This is a genomic window from Pseudomonas sp. P20, assembly GCF_016463925.1.
Lineage (GTDB): Bacteria > Pseudomonadota > Gammaproteobacteria > Pseudomonadales > Pseudomonadaceae > Pseudomonas > Pseudomonas aeruginosa.
Window position 1 is genome coordinate 1 of the sequence record NZ_JAEMVM010000039.1, and the last position, 19,513, is coordinate 19,513.

Sequence of the window (19,513 nt, forward strand, 5' to 3'; positions counted from 1 at the left end):
GAGATCGTCAAGCATCCGCGAAGCCGGGACACACTGGCCTTCGTGCCAGCGATCTTCGGCGACGAGCAACTGATGCCCAAGGAGCAGGCGCTGGTGGACCTCTGCCTCGAGGAGAAAGCGAAGGGCCGCAAGGTCCTGGCCTACACGGTCTACAGCGGGATGCGCGACACCACGTCCAGGCTGAAGAAAGTGCTCGAGCAGGCCGGGCTGAAGGTGGCAGTGCTACGTGCTTCGGTCGATACCGCTCGGCGCGAGGACTGGATCCTCGACCAGGTCGACCGTGGCATCGATGTACTGATCACCAACCCGGAACTGGTGAAGACCGGGCTGGACCTGCTGGATTTCCCGACCATCGCGTTCCTGCAGACGGGGTACAACGTGTACACCTTGCAGCAGGCCGCGCGGCGGTCGTGGCGGATCGGGCAGAAGCACCCGGTGCGGGTGGTGTTCTTCGGCTACGCCGGCAGCTCGCAGATCACCTGCTTGCAACTGATGGCCAAGAAGATCGCTGTGGCTCAGAGCACGTCGGGAGACGTTCCCGAGTCAGGTCTCGACTCGTTGAACCAGGACGGAGACTCGGTGGAGATGGCGTTGGCACGACAACTCATTGCAGCTTGAACTCATAGGCCACCGTCTGGTGGCCTTTCTTTTCTTTGTAGTGGTCAACCCACTGTCCCGGATGGGTTGACCACTACAGGCTGTGCCTAACAACCCATTCCAAAGCGCTTGGTAACAGCACCACATGGGCAACTGTTGCAACGGAACAAGCCTCTCGAACCACTGCGGTCGAGAGGCTACGCCCCTACTGCCAGTTAGCCGCTATTACCGCCTCCAACTGTTCACGCTGTGGCTGAGTTAGATTCGTTTCACCTCCAGCGGGTGCTCCGAACGCCGCCATGGCATTGACCAAGGCATCCACCTGATTGGCATAGAGCGAAGATCCTCCCGCTTGGATCGAGTCCAGTTGTTGCGCCGGATTCGTATACCAGTTCTGCAGGGTGACACTATCCTCGGAGTCTCGCACATCGATGACAAGGTTATCTCCCTGGCGTGACAGCCATAGGTTCTCTCGGGAGATATCGTCGAAACTCAACACATCGCTGTCGGATGGCGTATTCGACAGGTTGTCGAGCGTATCCTGCCCATCGCCAGCCGCGAAGTAATAGATGTCATTGCCATCGCCGCCCATCAGATAGTCGTTGCCCTTGCCGCCACGTAATTGATCGCTGCCTGCCCCTCCGTCTATCAGATCTGCATCCGAGGAGCCGAAGATCGTCTGATCCCCCGCCATGCCGGCATAGAGAGTGCCGAAGGCTCGCTCATCCGGTGGATCTATGTAAGCGGGCGATCCCTTGGGATCCGGATTGCTAAGACCAAACGCGCCGAACAACTGTTGTGCTGTCAACTGCCCGCCAGAGGCGAATGTAATGACATCCACAACATAATCGCCGCCGAGGAACCAGTTTCTCAAGGTGACCTGATCGCTGCCACCACTGACCCGCAGGATCAGATCGTTACCACTCTTCATCAGGCCGCTGGAAACCTGACTGAAGGTAATGCCTTCGAACCGCAGCGTGTCGAAACCACCGCCGTTGTTGTCGATCATGTCCTGACCGCCACCGGCCGCGAACACATAGGTATCATCACCACGACCGCCAACCAGAGTATCGTTCCCTCCCTCGCCATGGAGAGTATCGTTGCCGTTCCCTCCTTCGAGACGGTCATTGCCTGTGCCCGCACGTAGCAGATCGTTGCCGTTGAAGCCCTGCAACAAATCACGCAGGGTGGTCCCGGACAGCGACGTATCGTCCCCTGCCCCACCCTTTACCTGATTGTCGAAGAGTCGCTGCGGCTCGGGCATTCCCAAGCCGAAGGCACCGAATATCTGCTCCGCAGCAAGGCTCCCTCCCGTCTCGAATACAATGTTCTCCACGAGATTGTCGCCACCAAGGAAGAAGTCTTTCAGGGTGACCTGACCGGTGGCGCTGCCACTGATCTTGAGGATCAGATCGTTGCCCGACTTAGTGAGGCCGGAGCCAACTTGGCTGAAGGTGATGCCGTTGGCGAACAGCAAGGTATCGTTGCCAGAAGACTCTTGTATAAGGTCCTGCCCGGAGCGATACACATAGGTATCGTCGCCGCTACCTCCAAGTAGTTGGTCGTTGCCGGCGGCGCCATCGAGGGTGTCGTCGCCAGCCCCACCGAGCAAGACATCATGTCCAGCGCTTCCTGCCAGGCTATCGTTGCCGCCCATCCCAGGTTCTACCGGATCGACACTGCCAGGTCCCGAGAGTGTGAAAATGGCTTCAGCGAACAGGCCATCCTGATCGCTTGCGATCACTTTCACCCGAACACGCCCGATTTCCCCGACAGCTCCATCGCTACTGAACGTACGGTTTTGCGGGTCGAAAATCAGCCAGGACGGTAGTTCGCTGCCATCCGTCAGGGTCGCACGGTAGGTCAATACATCTCCGTCAGGGTCGACGAACGTGGATTCCGGCACGGTAAAGGAAAACGCATCACTCTCTTCCAGATGGAAATCACCGATTGGCCGTATCAGACTCGGGGCTCTGTTCTGGACAAAGACCTCTAGGGCAAGGTTGGCCTCTGCAGACAAGCCATACCTGTCCGTACCCGTCAAAAGCAGTTCAATCCGCCCCTTGTCTGTGGACGCTGGTTGGCCAGCAAGCGTCAGTGTTTCGGGATCGAAACGAATCCACTCTGGCAGCGCCGAACCATCCTTCAACGTCATTCGGTAAGTCAGGCGATCTCCGTTGTCCGGGTCGCGCAAGGTTTCCGTTGGAATCTGGTAATGGAATGCGTCCCCTCCCCTTGAGCGAATTACTTCAGTGATATCTTGGCCGATGGGTGCATGATTGCTCGATGCACGGTCGACCAGTGCTTGTATGTCCATGCGATCCAGCGTGACATTGCCACTCAGCTCGATGAAGTCAATGCCCCAGTCATAGGGTGTTCCATTTACCGATTGTTCTGCCGCGAAGTGTCCCTTGACGATGACAGGTTCCACCTCGCCGTCCACTCGCAGGATCAGGTCATCACCCTGACGCAGTACAATCAATTGCTCTTCCCGTACATCGTCGGCGAACACCAGGCGATTGGCCGACCCCTTCCGGTCGTAATCGATAATCGTGTCACGCCCAGTCCCGCGATAGAGGCGGTAGATGTCATCTCCCCTACCTCCTTCCAGAGTGTCATTGCCCAGACCGCCAAGCAGGGTATCGTCGTTATCCTTGCCGGCAAGATGATCGGCGACATCGCTGCCTTCCAGGTACAAGACCTGATCCCGCCAGGCATCAGATTGCAATGTGGCGAACAGCAGCTTCTGTTCGTCTCCAAGCTGGGAAAAGGGGATGGGCTTCGTTGCGATAGTCGCGAGCCCCGCCACCAAGGCGTCGACTTGCTGTGGGGCAAGCGTCTTTCCATTGGCCAGGACGATATTTTCGATACTGCTGGAAGCGCCGGAGTACCAGTGCTCAAGAGTCAAGGTCTCTCCGCTGTCCAGATGGGTCACGAGTAGATCATCACTGGAGTCTTGCCGAGAGAACCAGAGCTGCTCGGCCGATACATCGGTAGCCAGCTGAACGGTGTCGCCAGTCCCTGCTGGAGATATTGTGTCGTGCCCATATCCCCTTCCCCACTCATAGGTGTTTCGCCCCTCTCCCCCCATGAGAAGATCGTTGCCTGCGCCACCGTTCAAGGTGTCGTTGCCTCGATCACCACGCAGCGTATCGTTACCTGCCAGCCCCATCAGACGATTGTCGAATTCATTGCCGTCAAGCCAGTTGTCTTCATCCGTGCCGATCAGGCCTGCCGCTCGGAATCCTTTCTGCAATACGGCATTTTCTACGTTGGCATAGTCTGCCAGGGCAAATGGTGCGTCGCTGGCGGCCCAGAACTCGATGGTGTCGTTGCCTTCGCCACCCAGTTCGATGACCTTGTCGCGCGCGTCTATCCGGTAACGGTCATTGCCCAAACCGCCCTGCAGGGTGTTTTCCGCATTGTTCTGCGCTCCATCCAGCGTGTTGTTCAGCTCGTTGCCAATGCCTTTGGTTCGTTGCTGCCCCAGCAAAACGAGGTTTTCCACATGATCGCCCAACTGATAGTCGATATCTGTACGTACCTCGTCGTAGTTCGATCCCAATGCCGAAGCAACCACCACGTCATTTATGTTGTCGACGTAGAACACCGCTGAGTCGCGACCGAGAGCGACCATGGTATCCGCCCCCAGCCCGCCATCGAGAGTATCGTTGTAGATGCCACTCCCGGTGTTGCTGGTATAGAGGATATTGTCCAGCGCATTACCGTAAGCCTCGATGGCATTGATGTAGTGGGAGGACGAGCCATCTCCGAGGTGGTAGATCTCGACATTTTCCGGCAGCCGTCCGCCGATGAAGCTATACCAGGTATCGATGCCGCCATCCTCTTGCTCGATGACGTTCTCGATATTGATGTAGGTATCGTTGCCTTTGCCCCCGATACCCGTGTCTCGCGCCCCCGACCACTTCTCCTTGCCCTTCAGCACGTTGTCGCCATCGTTGCCCTCCAGCATGTTGCCCAGCACGTTGCCGGTAGCATCGATACTGAGCCCGCCAGTCAAGGTGAGGTTTTCCACATTGGCCGGCAACATGTAACTGCGGCTGGCAAGCACCGTGTCCATGCCACCGTTCACGGACTCCTGGATCACGTCGTCCTCATGATCGACCACGAATACATCGTCCCCGGACGTTCCGACCTGAGTGTCGGCCTGTCCCCGCTCGACCCGAGCCAGAATATCCTGCAGTCCCAGCGCTGTACCGTCGCTCAACTCAATACGCTCGATACGTGTGGAGTTGTCGCCCCAGAAAAAGCCCCGGATGAGGATCTCCCCTCCATCCACGGAATTGCGGATGATCAACCCACCTTCTTTCTTCACTTCGTGGAAGGAAAGATCGCTTTCCGTGATTCCCGGCCCCAGGCGCAAGACGTCATTGCCGCCCCTTTGGCTATCGCTGTTTTCGACAATGACATCCTTGCCGTCGCCCAGGTTGTAGAGGTAGATGTCGTCCCCGTCTCCTCCGCTGAGTTGATCGTATCCCCGACCACCCTCCAGTACATCGTTGCCAGGTCGGGTGGTGTAGGCGCCATCGCCCTCCAGGTAATCGTCGCCGTCGCCACCTGCCAAGGTGTCGTTGCCACCACCACCGGCGATGCTGTCCTTCCCTGAGTGACCGTCCAGGCGGTCATCGGACTCATGCCCTGTGAGGGAGTCATCTCCAGCGCCACCCTGGAGAATGCGGGCGAACACGTATGCCCGATCCCAGGTCGTGCCATCCGCGAAGCGGATGTTGTCGACTGCAGTCCTGGAAAAATAGTCGCTGACACGAATGAGATTGGTCTGCTTACCTTGCTGATTTTTTACCGTGATGTAGAGGTGGTCGATGGCATAGGACTTCGCCCTGGCCAGGCTGACATCGCTTGGAGCGATACCCCCGCCGAGTTCGATGACGGACGCACTTTCCTCCGCAGAAAATGCCACCTCATCGCTACCATCGCCGCGCTCGAATCGATAGACGTTGCTCCCGCTCCCGCCCACGAGCGTATCGTTACCCATTCCACCGATGAGCAGGTCGTTGCCCTCACCACCTTGCAACGTATCGTCCCCATCCCCGCCGAGCAACGTATCGTGACCTTGCATGCCATTGATCGAATCGTTGCCCGCCAAACCGTCGAGGCGGTCAGCCTCGATATCTCCGTACATGGTGTCGTTACCGGGGGTGGCAGTCCGGACCAGCTCAAGGATCTGCCGATAGTCCCAGGTCGTTCCGTCCGCGAAGACGATATCGGTTGTGCCATCCGAACCTGCGCTTTCCTTGAAGTACGAGCGCACGCCAAGCGTGTCGTCCCGCCCGTCCAATCCGATTACCCGAAGATTCAGATCCTTGCCTGTGCGCCAGACCATGACCTCGTCCGGGAGTATGTCCAGCAACTCGATCCGGTCGACTTCGCCCGTCCGCGTTGCGGCGGATTCGATGTTGTCGTTGCCGAAGCCCCTGGAGAAACGATAGGTATCGTTGCCTTCTCCCCCGCTCAGCCAATCGCCCCCCAGCCCACCGACCAGGGTATCGTTGCCTTCGTCACCGTAGAGGTAGTCATCACCCTCGCCACCATCGAGGAAATCATTGCCGGCACGGCCGTATAGCCTATCCACGCCAGCTCCGCCGGATAGCACGTCGTCGGAAGCATAACCGTATAGGCGGTCGTGACCTTCCGTGCCCTGTTGCACGCGTCGCTTGATTTCATCGAGTCCCCAGGACTTTCCGCCAGAAAACTCTATGCGCTCAATTTGGTAACCGGAGGTGGCGTCTTCTTCGAAGAAATGTTCGATGGTGACGGCATCCTCCTGACCAACCTGAATCAGAAGGTTGTCGTCGGAGCGGGAGAGCGAAACATCCTCGCGAGCAATGTCGAGGAACCTGACGATATCCTGCTTACCCTCAGTGTAATTTTCGTTGGTGATCGTATCCCGGCCAAAACCACGGGCGAACTCATAGACGTTGCTTCCCGTACCACCGACAAGGGAGTCGTTGCCGGTGCCTCCGATTAGTACGTCGTCACCGTCACCGCCGAAGAGCTGGTCATCGCCCTCGCCACCTTCGAGACGATCCGCCCCGCCACCGCCATAGAGCTGGTCATCCTCGGCGCCACCGCGAAGATGGTCGTCGCTGTCATATCCATGGAGAACGTCTCGGCCGTCGGTGCCTTGCGTCACTTCGCGTCTGATCGCCTCGATGTCCCATTCCGTTCCATCCTCCAAGCGAATCCATTCGACGGCACTGCTGGTGCGTGCGTCATCGGCAAAATAACGGGTTACTGTCAGGACGTCCTCGTCACCGGAAATGACGATCTGCAAATCAATACCGACACGACGAAACTGAACTTGCGAGGCTTGCAACGTACCTCCCAGCAGGATCGTATCGGCAGCGGTTCCCGGTGCATCCGTATCTGCGTTGTCGATGGTGTCCCTGCCATATCCGCCAGCAAAGACATAGGTGTCCGCACCGTTCCCACCGCGCAAAAGATCATTCCCGCCACGGCCATCCAGGCGATCACTCCCCAGGCCACCGTCGAGCGTATCGTGACCGGCGCTCCCCAAGAGCGTATCGTCGAGTAATGTCCCTATGGCCGGAACACTTCCTTCTTCCGGCAGAGCATAGCTCACCCCTCGACCGGCCAGTTCCTCCCAACTTAAGCGGCTACCATCGGCGAACTCGAAATGGTCAAAAGGCCGGAGAACATCCTCGCCCCTGCGCTCCAGATCTATCCTGATCCGATCATTTCCGCTGCCGTAGGCGATGAAGAGATTCCCCTTCAGGGCATCGCCCGGTGTCGCAACCAGACGCAGGCTCGTCGCTTTGATGTCTGTGCCGAAGCGTGCCACGTTTTCCTGGCGCGCGGGTAAACTCCCAGCGGAATTGCCGCCGAGAACACTATCGAGACCATCCCCAGAACTGAATTGCACCGTCACGCCAGAAACGCCGGTCATGCTCAAGTCGATAGTGTCGTTGCCGCGCCCGGGATCGAGTGTGACGCGCGAGTGTTCGGCGCGTAGTACATCGTCGCCACGACCACTGAACAGGATTTCATCGACACCGGTAGTGCTTGCCTGGATCGATTGTTGCAAATTGTCCTGCACCCACTGCTTGAAAGTGGTCTTCACGCCCTCGCGGTTCTCGATGTAGGCCATGCTGCCCCGTAATCCATCCTTGATCAGCAGACGCCGCCCCTCGGATTGACTGCCTTCGGACAGGAGCACGTCACCGGCAAAACTCTGAGTCTTAGCGACCGAAATATCGCCGAGTGCAACCAGCGTGTTGCTACCTTCGGAATCAAGGATCACGTCCAAGCCGGCAACAGGCAAGTCGCCGGCGCTGACGATGTAGCGGTCATCGCCGGCGCCTCCCTGCAAGGTATCCGCGCCCGCCCCGCCATACAGCACATCGTCTTCGGCACCACCCACAAGGGAATCGTCGCCACTGCCTCCGAGCAGCGTGTCGCGGCCATTGCCTCCGATCAAGGTGTCGTTTCCTTCACCGCCATCCAGGAGATCGTTGCCCGTCAACGTGGAGTCTGCTGCAGAAGACAGTTGGTCCTCTCCCGCCAACCAGTCGTCGCCGGCCCCGCCGAGCAGCACATCGTCGCCCCCTTCCCCCCAAAGCCGGTCATTGCCCGCACCGCCATCCAGCGTGTCGTTGCCATGCGACTCGGCAGGCGCCTGGGTGTCATCGCCATGCAGGACGTCAGCATCATCGCCGCCCCTCAGCAGATCCTGGCCTGCACCGCCAATCAATGTGTCCTCACCGCTACCGCCGTCCAGGACATCATCACCATGGCCGGCCGCGCCCAGACGGCTGAGTGCGGCATCGCCCCACAGAATGTCGGCCCCTTCCCCGCCCAGCAGGGTGTCGTTGCCGCCACCGCCCTCGAGCAGGTCATTACCCTGACCGCCATCAAGGAAGTCATTCCCTCTCAGGGCTGCCGGAGTCGCTCCTTTCGTCGCCTCATCCCAGTTGCTGCTGTCTCCGTACAGTGTGTCGTTGCCTGATCCGCCTACCGCGAAATCGTTGCCACCCTGTCCTTCGATCCGGTCGTGCCCCGTTCCTCCATAGAGAGTGTCGCTCCCATGTCGTTCCAGCGGGGTATAAGAAAAGAACTTGCTATCCAGGACGCCATCCCCATAAAGGAGGTCATCACCGTCGTCGCCGAACAGCAGATCGTTGCCGCCCATGCCTTGAATATCGTCGTTGTCCTCGTTGCCGTGGGCAATGTCGTCGCCCGTGCCGGCCTCGATATGATCGTTTCCCTTGCCCCCCTCCAGAATGTTCCGCTCATCCTGCAGAGCGATCAGCATCTCACTGCTCTGGTCTCCACCATTGTCTCCAGTGACAGTAATACTGCTGTCGTTCCGGTAGATGACCCAGTTGAATCCACGCGCCAGTTCGGGGCCTTGCGCTTCTGGCGGCAGAAAATCGGTCCGACTCACGGTGATCAAATGTCCGGCCAGGCTACCAAACAGATAGTCCGCTCCATCACCGCCGATCAGGTGATCTTCGCCCTTCCCACCCCACAGCATGTCATCGCCCTGGCCGCCGTCGAGCGTATCGTCGCCTTCCCCGCCCAGCAGGGCATCGTTTCCATCCAGGCCGTTCAGCACCTCGCTGGCTTTTGTGCCCAGTAGATAGTCCTGGGCGCCTGCTTCGACACCATCGGAAACGTACCCCGTTTCCGCGATTACATAGGAGGTGCCGCTACCATCGACCTTCTTCTTGAAGTCACCGTTGATCACCGGCGCCTCCGGCGTCGGCGCTGGAGAATCCTTAAGCATGATCCCCAGGTCACCAGGCTTCCATCCCTTGACCAATATCGTGTTACCGGACAGCGCCTTGCCGATCACGAGGTCTTCGCCATCACGCGAATAGGTCCAGCCGGTCTCTTCGTCGGCATAGGTGTCGGCGGAGATCCAGGTGCCTCCGGCCAGAATCAGGCCATCGACGCGCAGGCGCCCTTTGCCATCCAGGTCAATGACGGTATCGGTACCGAACTGGCCGCTAAACTCGTAGCTGTCGTCACCGAGGCCACCCTCCAGAAGGTCATTGCCCTCTCCGCCCTCAAGAAGATCGTTGCCAAGCCCCCCGATCAAGGTGTCGCTTTCACTCCCCCCTATCAGGGTGTCGTTGTCCGAACCTCCCTCTAGATAGTCTCGGCCTGCGCCGCCTTTCAAGGTATCGGAGCCTGCCATACCATAAAGGTGGTCATCACCCAGGTTACCTTCCAGAAGATTTGAATCTTTCCCGCCAAAAAGAACCTGATGAGTCTTAGGAGTGAAACTACCCCTAGGGTCTGGAAGAACCGTAATATCAAGACCGGCGGCAGAGTCACTATAACGAACACCATCAACAGCCGTAAAATCGGTTAGTTGCTGCTTTTCGTCCAGTTGCTGCAAATCTATAAACCAAGACAGCATCGCAGCTCTATCAGATAGCCACTGGGTAGAGATGTTTCCCATTCCAGAAGAAGGATCATAGAGCAATAAATTTTCCGCATCATAGTATCCCAACCCCGGAAGGACGACGTACCTCATTTCCTGTAACGCATAACGGGCAGCTAATCCCATCGCATCGGAACGAGCGGCAACGGCAGAGAGTTCTTCCCCGGACCAAGAGGAAATTCCCTCTCCATAACCAGGAATACCTAGGATACTTCCCAACTCCCGAGCATTGAGTAGGTGATTAGTTCCGCCACCCGTCGTCAATGCAGGCTGCGGCTCGTAAACGAGTTTTCCCTTTTTGGCTGACTTCTCGTAAAGATCTTCCATCAAGGGACGACCAAAATTCACATATGTCACATAAAGAGCGTCTTTGAACTCTTGCGACAGATTTTTCCAGTCGTCACCATAGGCCTTCTTGCTGACAAACCATTCCTCAGCCTCCCTTACCATTAGACCATACAGTCTGGCAACTACATCACTCGAAGACTCTACAATATCTGCAGCCAATCGGTCATAAGCATTACTGTAGCCCTTAAGCTCCAGAGGATCATCTGAGGGATGCTCGGCATAATATGCTCGCAACAACGTTATGGCTGTTGCCAATTTGAAATTTCCGCGCCCCAGATCGACCAAGACGGGGTGCCTGAGTTTAGCCACGGCGCCATGCTCATCTAAGCCTTTGTTTTCGTATAGATACTCGTAATCTTCTAGGAACTCTTGATGGGTTCTCCTGGATAGATAGAACTCTGCGGCGTATTTATTTATCGCCCCAGGAACCCCCAAAGAAGAAACATCCGCAAAGACTTTCTCCGGATCAACTCCGGATATAGCATAATCATCAAGCAGCTTCTGAAAAACTTCCGACTGAAAATAGGAGTTACTTTCTTCCGCCATAGCGCCTGCAATAGCTGCCGCAGAGATTTTCAAGGCGGATGCGGTTAAATTAATCGCTTCAAGCTGATCTTTCGAAGCAATCCAACCTAATGAGTCCGGACTATAAATACTATCAGAAGAGGACGAAAGGTAGGCTGTCATTTCAAACTCCCTACATCTATAGATCATTAAATAGAAAGATGACACATGGAGATAAACCATTCGGTCTCTATTTGTCGAAAAACACAGTCTCCATCCTTCCACGGATCAGGAAATTTATTGAGCGAAGGTAGTAACCTGTAAGTATCCCCCCCCCCTCGCCCAGTATGCTCAGGAAATACTAGCCTTCCACCTTCTATCTTGACTGGTTTCGGCACATGAAACAGCCGCTTGCTTACGGAAAATATATAGTTAACATATCGCTTGTTATCTATTATTATATTAATCCCCCTTGAAGACCTACTTACTTTGATCCTTTCCGATGTTGGGAGATTTAAATACTCATCAAATGCAGGCTTTCCATCGACATAGGGATCGCCTCCAATCCATAGACCCATAGTGTTTACATGCCAGACTCCGGCTTTATGCTGCAGCACATTCCATTTTTTGCTGGGAATCTCGCCACCTTTTCTATAGAAATCGACAAGAGCCTCTATTGCCGGTCTGTTTTCATAGAAATAATTAATCAGTTCTTCATCGGACGGCGTCGGGTTGAAAGTCTTGAACCATGGCCATCCAAAAAAAACTAGAAGCGCGATGAGAATCGAGGCTATCAGATAACGACTACGCCTAATGAAAACGAAAACTCTATCCATATAGACCTCTTCATATATTGCGTCAGATGCTTTACACCCTAGCTTCTCGCCGATAGGCATTGGGATTTCCAACATTAGAGTCAATCAGCATTCCGCCAGAATCAAACCAGAAGCAGTACCATTCCCTCGGGGCTGACTTACTCTTCTTATAAGCCTTTATCTCAACAGTCACAATCTTCGGGCCAAATTCAAACCCAAACAAATTAAATCTCCTCGCCCTCTCTACGCGACAGCAGTTCGGCTTATTTTCGTCCATAAAGAGACCGGACCTATCCTTCTTTAGAGCCTTTCTTCTTTCCCATCGCCATCCTCGAAAAAAGAATTCCCTTGCCCTCCTTGTCTAAGACTTTTTATTGCCGCAATGAATTCCCTGCCCGAAATAAATCTCTCGACGGAGTTACTTCCCCACTCTTCCGTACCAAGCAAAACCAGAATACTGGCGACGAGAAATATTCCGACAAAGATTGAATTTTCAATTTCTCCTCGCATTAAAGTAATAACTCAAAATCCACCAAGAACTTTTTTAATTTCTCTCTGATATAGAGATATCCCACTTTCTACCGAGTACGCTTGTGCAGTGTGTCGGGCGCTCTCCTGCATGTCTCCATGTCGTTGAGAGTTGATCAGAGCCTGCTCCACTCTCTCGATCAAAGCCTTTCCATCAAAGAAATCCACCAGCCAACCGTTCTCGCCGTCGCATACGACTTCGCGTACTGGCGCTGTATCGGAGGCGACAATCAGGCAGCCGCAAGCCATCGCCTCAAGCAACGACCAGGACAGCACGAAGGGATAGGTCAGATAAAGGTGTACAGCCGATACCTGAAGAACTCTGCGATAGGTGACATAGGGTACTTTACCGAGGAAATGCACACGCTCCGGGTCCAGCGGATTTTCCTGGAGTAATTTCTCCCGCCAGGTACGCCCGTCGCTCGGTGGGTTGCCATAGCTCACGGAATCACCGCCTACGATGACCACCTGGCAATCGGGGACCCTGCGCAGGATTTCTGGTAGCGCTCGCATGAAACGATGGAAGCCTCGATAAGGCTCTAGGTTCCGCGCGACATAGGTCAGGACCGGCCCGCCAGCTCGCAGTATCCGCCCATTGGGAAGCTCGAGCCTGGCTTGGAGATCAGGCCCGAGGTCGTCGACCGGAACCCCCTCATGGATGATTCGGATCTTCTCGTGATAGAGTTCGGGATGCAGGCCGTGCTGCCAGCGTGTCGGTGTCACCCCTAGGTCGCACTGCTCCAGATTCAGCAGGTGCAAAGCATTCCGCGTTCGGATCCGTGCGGCATCGTCGGCAGACAGGGGAAACTCAGGATCGAAGCCGGCGTCCGCCCCTTGGGTTCGGTAGTAGTACTCGCAGAAATGCATCAGCTTCGCATCAGGGAAAGCCTCTTTGACGTAGAGACTCTCCCCCCATCCCGGATGAGCGATCACGATATCTGGTCGATATCCTCTGGCCTTCAAGGTGAGCAGCAGGCGCAACACTTGCTGTCCATGCAGCACCGCGTTCTCGAAGCTACGCACGTAATGGTGGGTATCCGCCCGTGCCTGTCTGCTCGGTCGGTAGCGCAGCATGCGAATGCCGGGCAGTCCTGGGGCGGTATCGCGGCCGATCGCCAGGATATTCGCACCTATTTTCCGCTGGAGATGTAGCGAGAGATGGCGGAACTGGCCGGGAAAGTTCTGGTGAATGAACAGTACATTCATCACCGAAGCGCTCCCTACGGGGCCTTCAACGTTCCTCAAGGCTTTCATCCACATACTGCTGTAAAGGGCTGAGGAAATAGTCGATCACTTTCCTCTGGTCGGTCTTGACCTCTGCTCGTACCGCCATTCCCGGTGTCAGCGGGAGGTTGCGATCACCGACCCGCAGGCTGTTCTCCTCGAGCTGGATACGAGCGCTGTACAACAGCCCTCTACGCTCATCTTCGATTGCATCGTCGGAGACGCTCAGGACAGTACCGTGGATAATGCCGTACTTGGTAAAGGTGAAAGTCTCTACCTTGATCTCCACGGCTTGCCCGGGGCGGACGAAACCGATGTCCTTGTTCTCCAGCATGGCTTCCACCTCCACAGGCTGGTCGCTGGGAACTATGACCATAAGTGGCTGGGCCTCGGTTACAACGCCGCCATTGGTGTGAATCGCTAACTGCTGCACGGTGCCGTCCACGGGGGCTGTCAATCGGGTCAGTCGGTCGCGCTGCTCCGCCTTCTTCAACTCCTGGTTGAGTGCGGCGACCTTCTGCTCGGCAGTCTGCTGCAGATCGAGCATGCTGCGACGAGTCTGGGCCAACACGCTTTGCTGACGCCGCTCGGCCTCCTTTTTCGAGGCTTTGAGTTCCAGCACCTTCGCTTGCTGCACGGCCAGCTCGCGTTCCTGATCAAGGCGTGACTGTTCCTTCTCCAGATATGCATGCTTGGAAACGTAAGCCTTCTCCAGGAGACGCCGGTAATCGGCGCTCAACTGTCGAGTTATAGGCAAAGATTCCTGCAGCTTGCCGACCCAGGCCTGGGCAGCCTGGATTTCCGCAGCGCGCTCTTCGATCTCGGCATCGATCTGCTCTAGGTTGCTGCGCAGCTCCAGGTACTGCCCTTCCAACCAACGTTGGGCGGCAGCCTGTTGTTCAGCGCTAGCCTGGGGAATCAACGGAGCCAGGGAGGTTGGAGCGCTATGTTGTCGAATGGCGTCAAGCAACGCAGCGGCTCGGGCGCTATCGATGTGGGCAGCGAGCAGATCACTCTTCAGCCGGTCGACGTCCGCGCCGGTGATATTGGAGTCCAGTTCGACCAGCAATTCGCCCGCTCTCACCAACTGCCCATCGCGGACATGGATCGATTTGACTACGGCGACATCGCTGGGCTGGATGACCTTGCTCCTACCGCTCGGGACGACCTTGCCGCTTGCCGTGGCAACCACCTCGATCTTACCGATGCACGCCCAGACCAAGGCCAGCGCCGCGAAAAGCATGATCGCCCACTGGATATAGCGCGGGGCGGGATGCACTGGCTGCTCCTGCAGCGCCAGTGCCGCAGGGAGGAAATGCACTTCGTGCTGGCTGCGCAGCGGTGTGTCCAGTTTTGTTCGGTTGTGCCACGAGTGCGACCAGGCACGCCGATAGCGCTGCAGCAGTTCTCTTTGCGCGCCCATGTTCAGCCCTGCTGCATGCGGTGCAGGCGCGAGTAGTGTCCCGCCTGGTGAGTCAATAGCTCGGCGTGACTGCCTTGTTCGACGATCTGACCGCGGTCCATCACCAGGATACGGTTGGCGTCGCGAACGGCGGACAAGCGATGGGCAATGATGATCACCGTGCGACCTTTGCAGATCGACTTCATGTTCTGCTGGATGACCCGTTCGGACTCGTAGTCCAATGCACTGGTCGCTTCGTCGAAAATCAGAATTCGCGGATTGCCGATCAACGCCCTGGCGATGGCGATGCGTTGCCGCTGGCCGCCAGAGAGCGAAGCACCGTGTTCGCCCACCACCGTGTCATAGGCCTCGGGCAACTCCAGAATGAATTCATGGGCTCCCGCCAGCCGAGCAGCCTGAATAACGTTGTCTATGGGGGCCCCGGGATCACTCAAGGCGATGTTCTCGCGGATACTGCGGTTGAACAGCATGTTGTCCTGCAGCACTACGCCGATCTGCCTGCGCAAGGACGAAACGTCGGCAAGCGCCAGGTCCATCCCGTCGATCATCACTCGCCCGCGCTCAGCGCTGTAGAGCCGCTGGATCAGACGGGTCAGGGTACTCTTGCCGGAGCCGGAGCGTCCCACCACACCAATTACCTCGCCAGGCTGGATACTCAGACTGATTCCGCGAAGGACCTCACTCCCGTCCAGGCGATAGCGGAAATGCACCTGGTCGAATTCGACATGCCCCTTCAGTGGTGGAAGCACGCTACGGGCACCCTGTGCCAGCTCCGTGCGAGTATTGAGGATGTCCCCCAAGCGTTGGATCGAGACCCCCGTCTGCTGGAAGTTGGTCCACAATTGCGCCAGCCTCATGATCGGCTGCGCTACACGGCCGGCCAGCATATTGAATGCAATCAGTTGGCCGACGCTCAGTTGTCCTTCGATCACCAGTCGTGCGCCAAGCCAGAGCGTCGCCACCGTAACCAGCTTACCGACAAGGGAAACGCTTTCGTTCGCTAGCGTGGAGAGCGTCTGTGTCCTGAAGCTAGCGGCGACGTAACCGGCTAGCTGGTTGTCCCACTTGCGATTGACCTGCGGCTCGACCGCCATCGCCTTCAGGGTGTCGATGCCATTCATGGTTTCCACCAGGAAAGCCTGGTTCTCTGCCCCACGGTTGAAGCTTTCCTGAAGGCGGGACCTGAGTACTGGCGTAATGAACAGGGAAATGACGAAATACAATGGCAACGACAGCAGTACCACCAAAGTCAGCCAGCCGCTGTAGAAAAACATCACCGCGATGAATACGACCGAGAACAGAACATCCAGCAAGAGCGTAATCGCATTCCCAGTGAGGAAACTGCGGATATTCTCCAATTCACGCACTCGAGCCACCGAGTCGCCAACCCGGCGAGCCTGGAAATAGGCAAGCGGCAAGGACACCAGATGACGAAACAGACGTGAGCCCAGCTCCACGTCGATGCGACTGGCGGTATGCGTGAAAACATAGCTGCGAAGGCCGCTGAGCAGGGTTTCGAAGAGCATGATGCCAAGCAGGCCGACTGCGATCACGTCGAGAGTGGTCAGCCCGCGGTGCACCAACACTTTGTCCATAACTACCTGGAAGAACAGTGGCGTCACCAGGGCGAACAGTTGCAGCGCGAAAGACGCCAGTAGAACTTCGCCGAGCAACCTGCGGTACTTGACGATCGCAGGAATAAACCAAGTAAAGTCGAAGCGCGCCAGTTCGCCTGCCAGCGAAGACTCCGAGCGAGCCAGGATCAGTTCACCAGTCCAGCGTTCTGCCAACGCGGTGCTATCGAGCACTTCCGGGCGCTGGGTACGGGGGTCGTGAATAAGCGCCTTATCGCCATCCAGTCGGGCAAGAATGAAGAAGTCGCCATCTTTTGAGCACGCAATCGCTGGCAACGGGGTATGACCAAGACGCTCCAGTCTGCAGTTGACCAATCGAGCCTTGAGTCCAAGCTTCTTCGCAGCCAGCAGCAGTTCAGTCTTGCCGAAAACCGTGCCGGGCGTGGAAAACTCGTGTACCAGTTGCTCAGAGGAAGCAGCGATGTTGTGATAGCGGGCGAGCACTACCAAGCAGGACACGCCAGAATCCGAGCACCCTCCATCAACCTCAGCGGTGGCCGAAGATCCTTCTTGCATTGCATTGCTTCCGTGCTGGGGTAAGGAACTCTCTAGATAGCAGCTTTAGCACCAAAGATGACACGAACAGAATCACACTCTTAGTATGAATGCTTGGATTGGTATCTGAACGAGCCCCTTGAAACACAGGACACCGGTTACCGGCTCGACCAAACTTAATCGCATAGATCAAGCGGCGAAAGGCCCCCAGAGTCGCGTCATCCTCTCATAGCGCATCAGGCCCGGCGATTCGCCAGAATCCTATCCAAAAAAATCCCACCCCCACTCACCGAGTATTTCCTACTGCCTCAATGGGGGCAGTCTGAGAGGGTGTCTCTGGCTTCGCGCGAGGACCCTCATGAAACGCCCATCCCCTGCATCAATGATTCTTGGCCTCTGCTTGACAGCAATGGCCGGCCTGCTGGGCTACCAGCAGTATCAACTCATTCAGCTCCGATCAGGCGTAGACAGTGCCGCGGAAAAGACCTCGCTAGAGGCGATCCTGGCGCGCTTGAATCGAGTCGACGAGCGCCTCGACGCCGTGGATGGACAGCACCTGGTCAGCAACGAGGACTTCCGCTCAGGCCAGCAGGCGCTGTCCAACCGCATTGACGCCGCGCAGGCCTTCGCCAAGCAGGCCTCCGATGCCGTCGAGAACCTGGCTCAAACCACCGCCTCGTCCGGCGACCTTCTGGTACTCAAGGCAACCGTGGAGACCCTGGACGGTTCTGTCCGCACGCTGCAAGAGAAGCAGGCCAAGGCGCCGCCGCTGATCGTGCCAGCGCCAAAGCGCCCTATACCCGCCAAGCCCAAGCCGAGACCCAAACCGATGGAGCCTCCGCCCTTCTCGATCCTCGGCGTGGAGTATCGCGGGGGCGAACGGTTTCTGTCGGTTGCACCTCCGGGATCCACCCAGCTCAGCCAGATCTACCTCATTCGCCAGGGTGATGCCGTCGCCGGCACGACCTGGCGACTGACCGGCCTTGACGACCGTACCGCGCACTTCGACATCGCCGGCGCCTCGCGCAGCGTTCGCATCCAACCATAGGATCCCGCCCATGAACAGAACCGTATCGCTCCTGTCCGGCCTGGTGCTGCTGCTGAGCTATCCCGCAGTCGGCCAAGAGGCTGCGGCAAGCCGAGAGGCCAGCAGCCAGCTGTCCGGTAGCCAACTCGGCACGCTGAAACAGCAGACATCTCAGAGCGACCTGGCCCAGGAGTGGGGACTGAATCAACAGGAATGGACCCGCTACCAGACGCTCATGCAAGGCCCCCGGGGCGTGTACTCGCCTGGCATTGACCCGCTGACCGCGCTGGGCATCGAGGCACGATCGGCAGAGGAACGGCGGCGGTATGCCGATCTACAGGTCCAGGCCGAACGGCGCCGGGTCGAGAAGGAACTCGCCTACCAGCGCGCATACGATGAAGCCTTCGCCCGCGCCTATCCAGGCGAGGGGGTGATCCGCCTCACCGACAGCAGCACGGCCAACCCGACGGGCGCCCCGAATATGAGCCCAGCGTTGCAGAGCAGCGGGCGCCTGGCCCTGTTCGTCCAGGACAACTGCACCGCCTGCATCCAGCGGGTCCGCGACCTGCAACAGCAGAACAAGGAGTTCGATCTCTACTTCGTCGGTAGCCAGAACGACGCAGAGCGAGTGCGGCACTGGGCAATCCTCGCCGGCGTCGACCCGAAGAAGGTTCGCAGCAAGCAGATCACGCTCAATCATGACGAGGGCCGCTGGATGGCCCTGGGACTGGGCGGAGCCCTTCCCGCCCTGGTCCAGGAGGTAAACGGCCGATGGCAACGTCTGTAATCCGCGCCCTCCAACTGGCCGCCCTGCTGGTCCTGGCCAACATCGCTCAGGCCGCCGTCGATCCACCGCCGGCGTACAAGCAGATCGCCCTGCCCAAAGGGGTTCCGGCCGAGGTGCTCTACTCGGTCGCGCTGACCGAGAGCAAGGTCCTGCTGCGCGGCGAATACGTTCCCTGGCCCTGGACATTGAACGTCGCCGGGAAATCCTACTACTACGCGACCCGCACCGCCGCCTGCACCGCGCTACTCGCGGCAATCAACCTCTACGGGGCGAAGAGCGTCGACTCCGGCCTCGGCCAGGTCAACATCGGCTGGAACGGACATCGTTTCTCCAGCCCCTGCGAGTCCCTGGATCCTTACAAGAACCTGGACGCCACCTCCGACATCCTGATCGAGCAGCGGGACGCCTTGTACGCCTCTGCACCCGGGAAACCGGTGGACTGGATCCAAGTCGCCGGCCGCTACCACCGCCCCGCCGGCGGCGAACCTGCCGCCAAGTACCGCAGGACGGTATCCCGCCACCTTAGCCAAGTCCTCGGCGTCAACCTACTGGTGACCAATCCATGAAGAAGTTCCTTGCCACGCTGGCATTCTGCACGGCGTTCGCGACTCAAGCCTGGGCCGCCGGGCTGATCGTTGTCGAAGACCTCGGCGGCGCCTCGGCGCTCCCCTACTACCAGGGCC

General features: G+C 57.5%; 9 protein-coding genes and 1 pseudogene. 5 read left to right on the top strand and 5 right to left on the bottom strand.

The genetic code is table 11. From position 1 onward, the window contains the following. A partial coding sequence (locus JHD77_RS30155; protein ID WP_267907551.1) for a helicase-related protein occupies window positions 1–618 on the top strand: 618 nt, incomplete at its 5' end. Window positions 619–802: 184 nt separating this feature from the next. On the opposite strand, the gene JHD77_RS30160 is transcribed toward JHD77_RS30155, so the two are convergent. The 5 genes from JHD77_RS30160 to JHD77_RS30180 all read right to left on the bottom strand — a co-directional run bounded on the left by JHD77_RS30160 (window position 803) and on the right by JHD77_RS30180 (window position 17,037). Further along, entirely contained in the window at window positions 803–11,080 is a 10,278-nt protein-coding gene (locus JHD77_RS30160) for a calcium-binding protein (RefSeq protein ID WP_191519277.1), read from the bottom strand. Between the two features lie 26 nt (window positions 11,081–11,106). Beyond that, the gene (locus tag JHD77_RS30165) at window positions 11,107–11,793 is read right to left on the bottom strand and encodes a hypothetical protein (protein WP_191519278.1); all 687 of its coding nucleotides are present in this window, start codon (window positions 11,791–11,793) and stop codon (window positions 11,107–11,109) included. Window positions 11,794–12,234: 441 nt separating this feature from the next. Then, window positions 12,235–13,446, bottom strand: a complete 1,212-nt coding sequence (locus JHD77_RS30170; RefSeq protein ID WP_191519279.1) for a glycosyltransferase family 4 protein — start codon at window positions 13,444–13,446, stop codon at window positions 12,235–12,237. Window positions 13,447–13,471: 25 nt separating this feature from the next. Continuing rightward, window positions 13,472–14,887, bottom strand: a complete 1,416-nt coding sequence (locus JHD77_RS30175) for an HlyD family type I secretion periplasmic adaptor subunit (RefSeq protein ID WP_191519280.1) — start codon at window positions 14,885–14,887, stop codon at window positions 13,472–13,474. A gap of 2 nt (window positions 14,888–14,889) precedes the next feature. Beyond that, on the bottom strand, window positions 14,890–17,037 hold the full coding sequence (locus tag JHD77_RS30180) for a type I secretion system permease/ATPase (RefSeq protein ID WP_191519281.1): 2,148 nt from the start codon (window positions 17,035–17,037) through the stop codon (window positions 14,890–14,892). 337 nt (window positions 17,038–17,374) lie between these two features. On the opposite strand from JHD77_RS30180, the gene JHD77_RS30185 reads away from it, so the two are divergent. The 4 genes and pseudogenes from JHD77_RS30185 to JHD77_RS30200 all read left to right on the top strand — a co-directional run. Then, window positions 17,375–18,064, top strand: a complete 690-nt coding sequence (locus JHD77_RS30185; protein WP_191519282.1) for a methyl-accepting chemotaxis protein — start codon at window positions 17,375–17,377, stop codon at window positions 18,062–18,064. A 10-nt stretch (window positions 18,065–18,074) separates the two neighbouring features. Continuing rightward, the gene (locus JHD77_RS30190) at window positions 18,075–18,830 is read left to right on the top strand and encodes a TIGR03759 family integrating conjugative element protein (RefSeq protein WP_191519283.1); all 756 of its coding nucleotides are present in this window, start codon (window positions 18,075–18,077) and stop codon (window positions 18,828–18,830) included. Next, window positions 18,815–19,396, top strand: coding sequence for a hypothetical protein (locus JHD77_RS30195; RefSeq protein WP_023102703.1), 582 nt, complete (start codon window positions 18,815–18,817; stop codon window positions 19,394–19,396). Before JHD77_RS30190 ends, JHD77_RS30195 begins: the two co-directional genes overlap by 16 nt. Further along, window positions 19,393–19,513, top strand: a pseudogene (locus tag JHD77_RS30200) (integrating conjugative element protein); the annotation flags it as partial. The gene JHD77_RS30195 and the pseudogene JHD77_RS30200, both read left to right, overlap by 4 nt.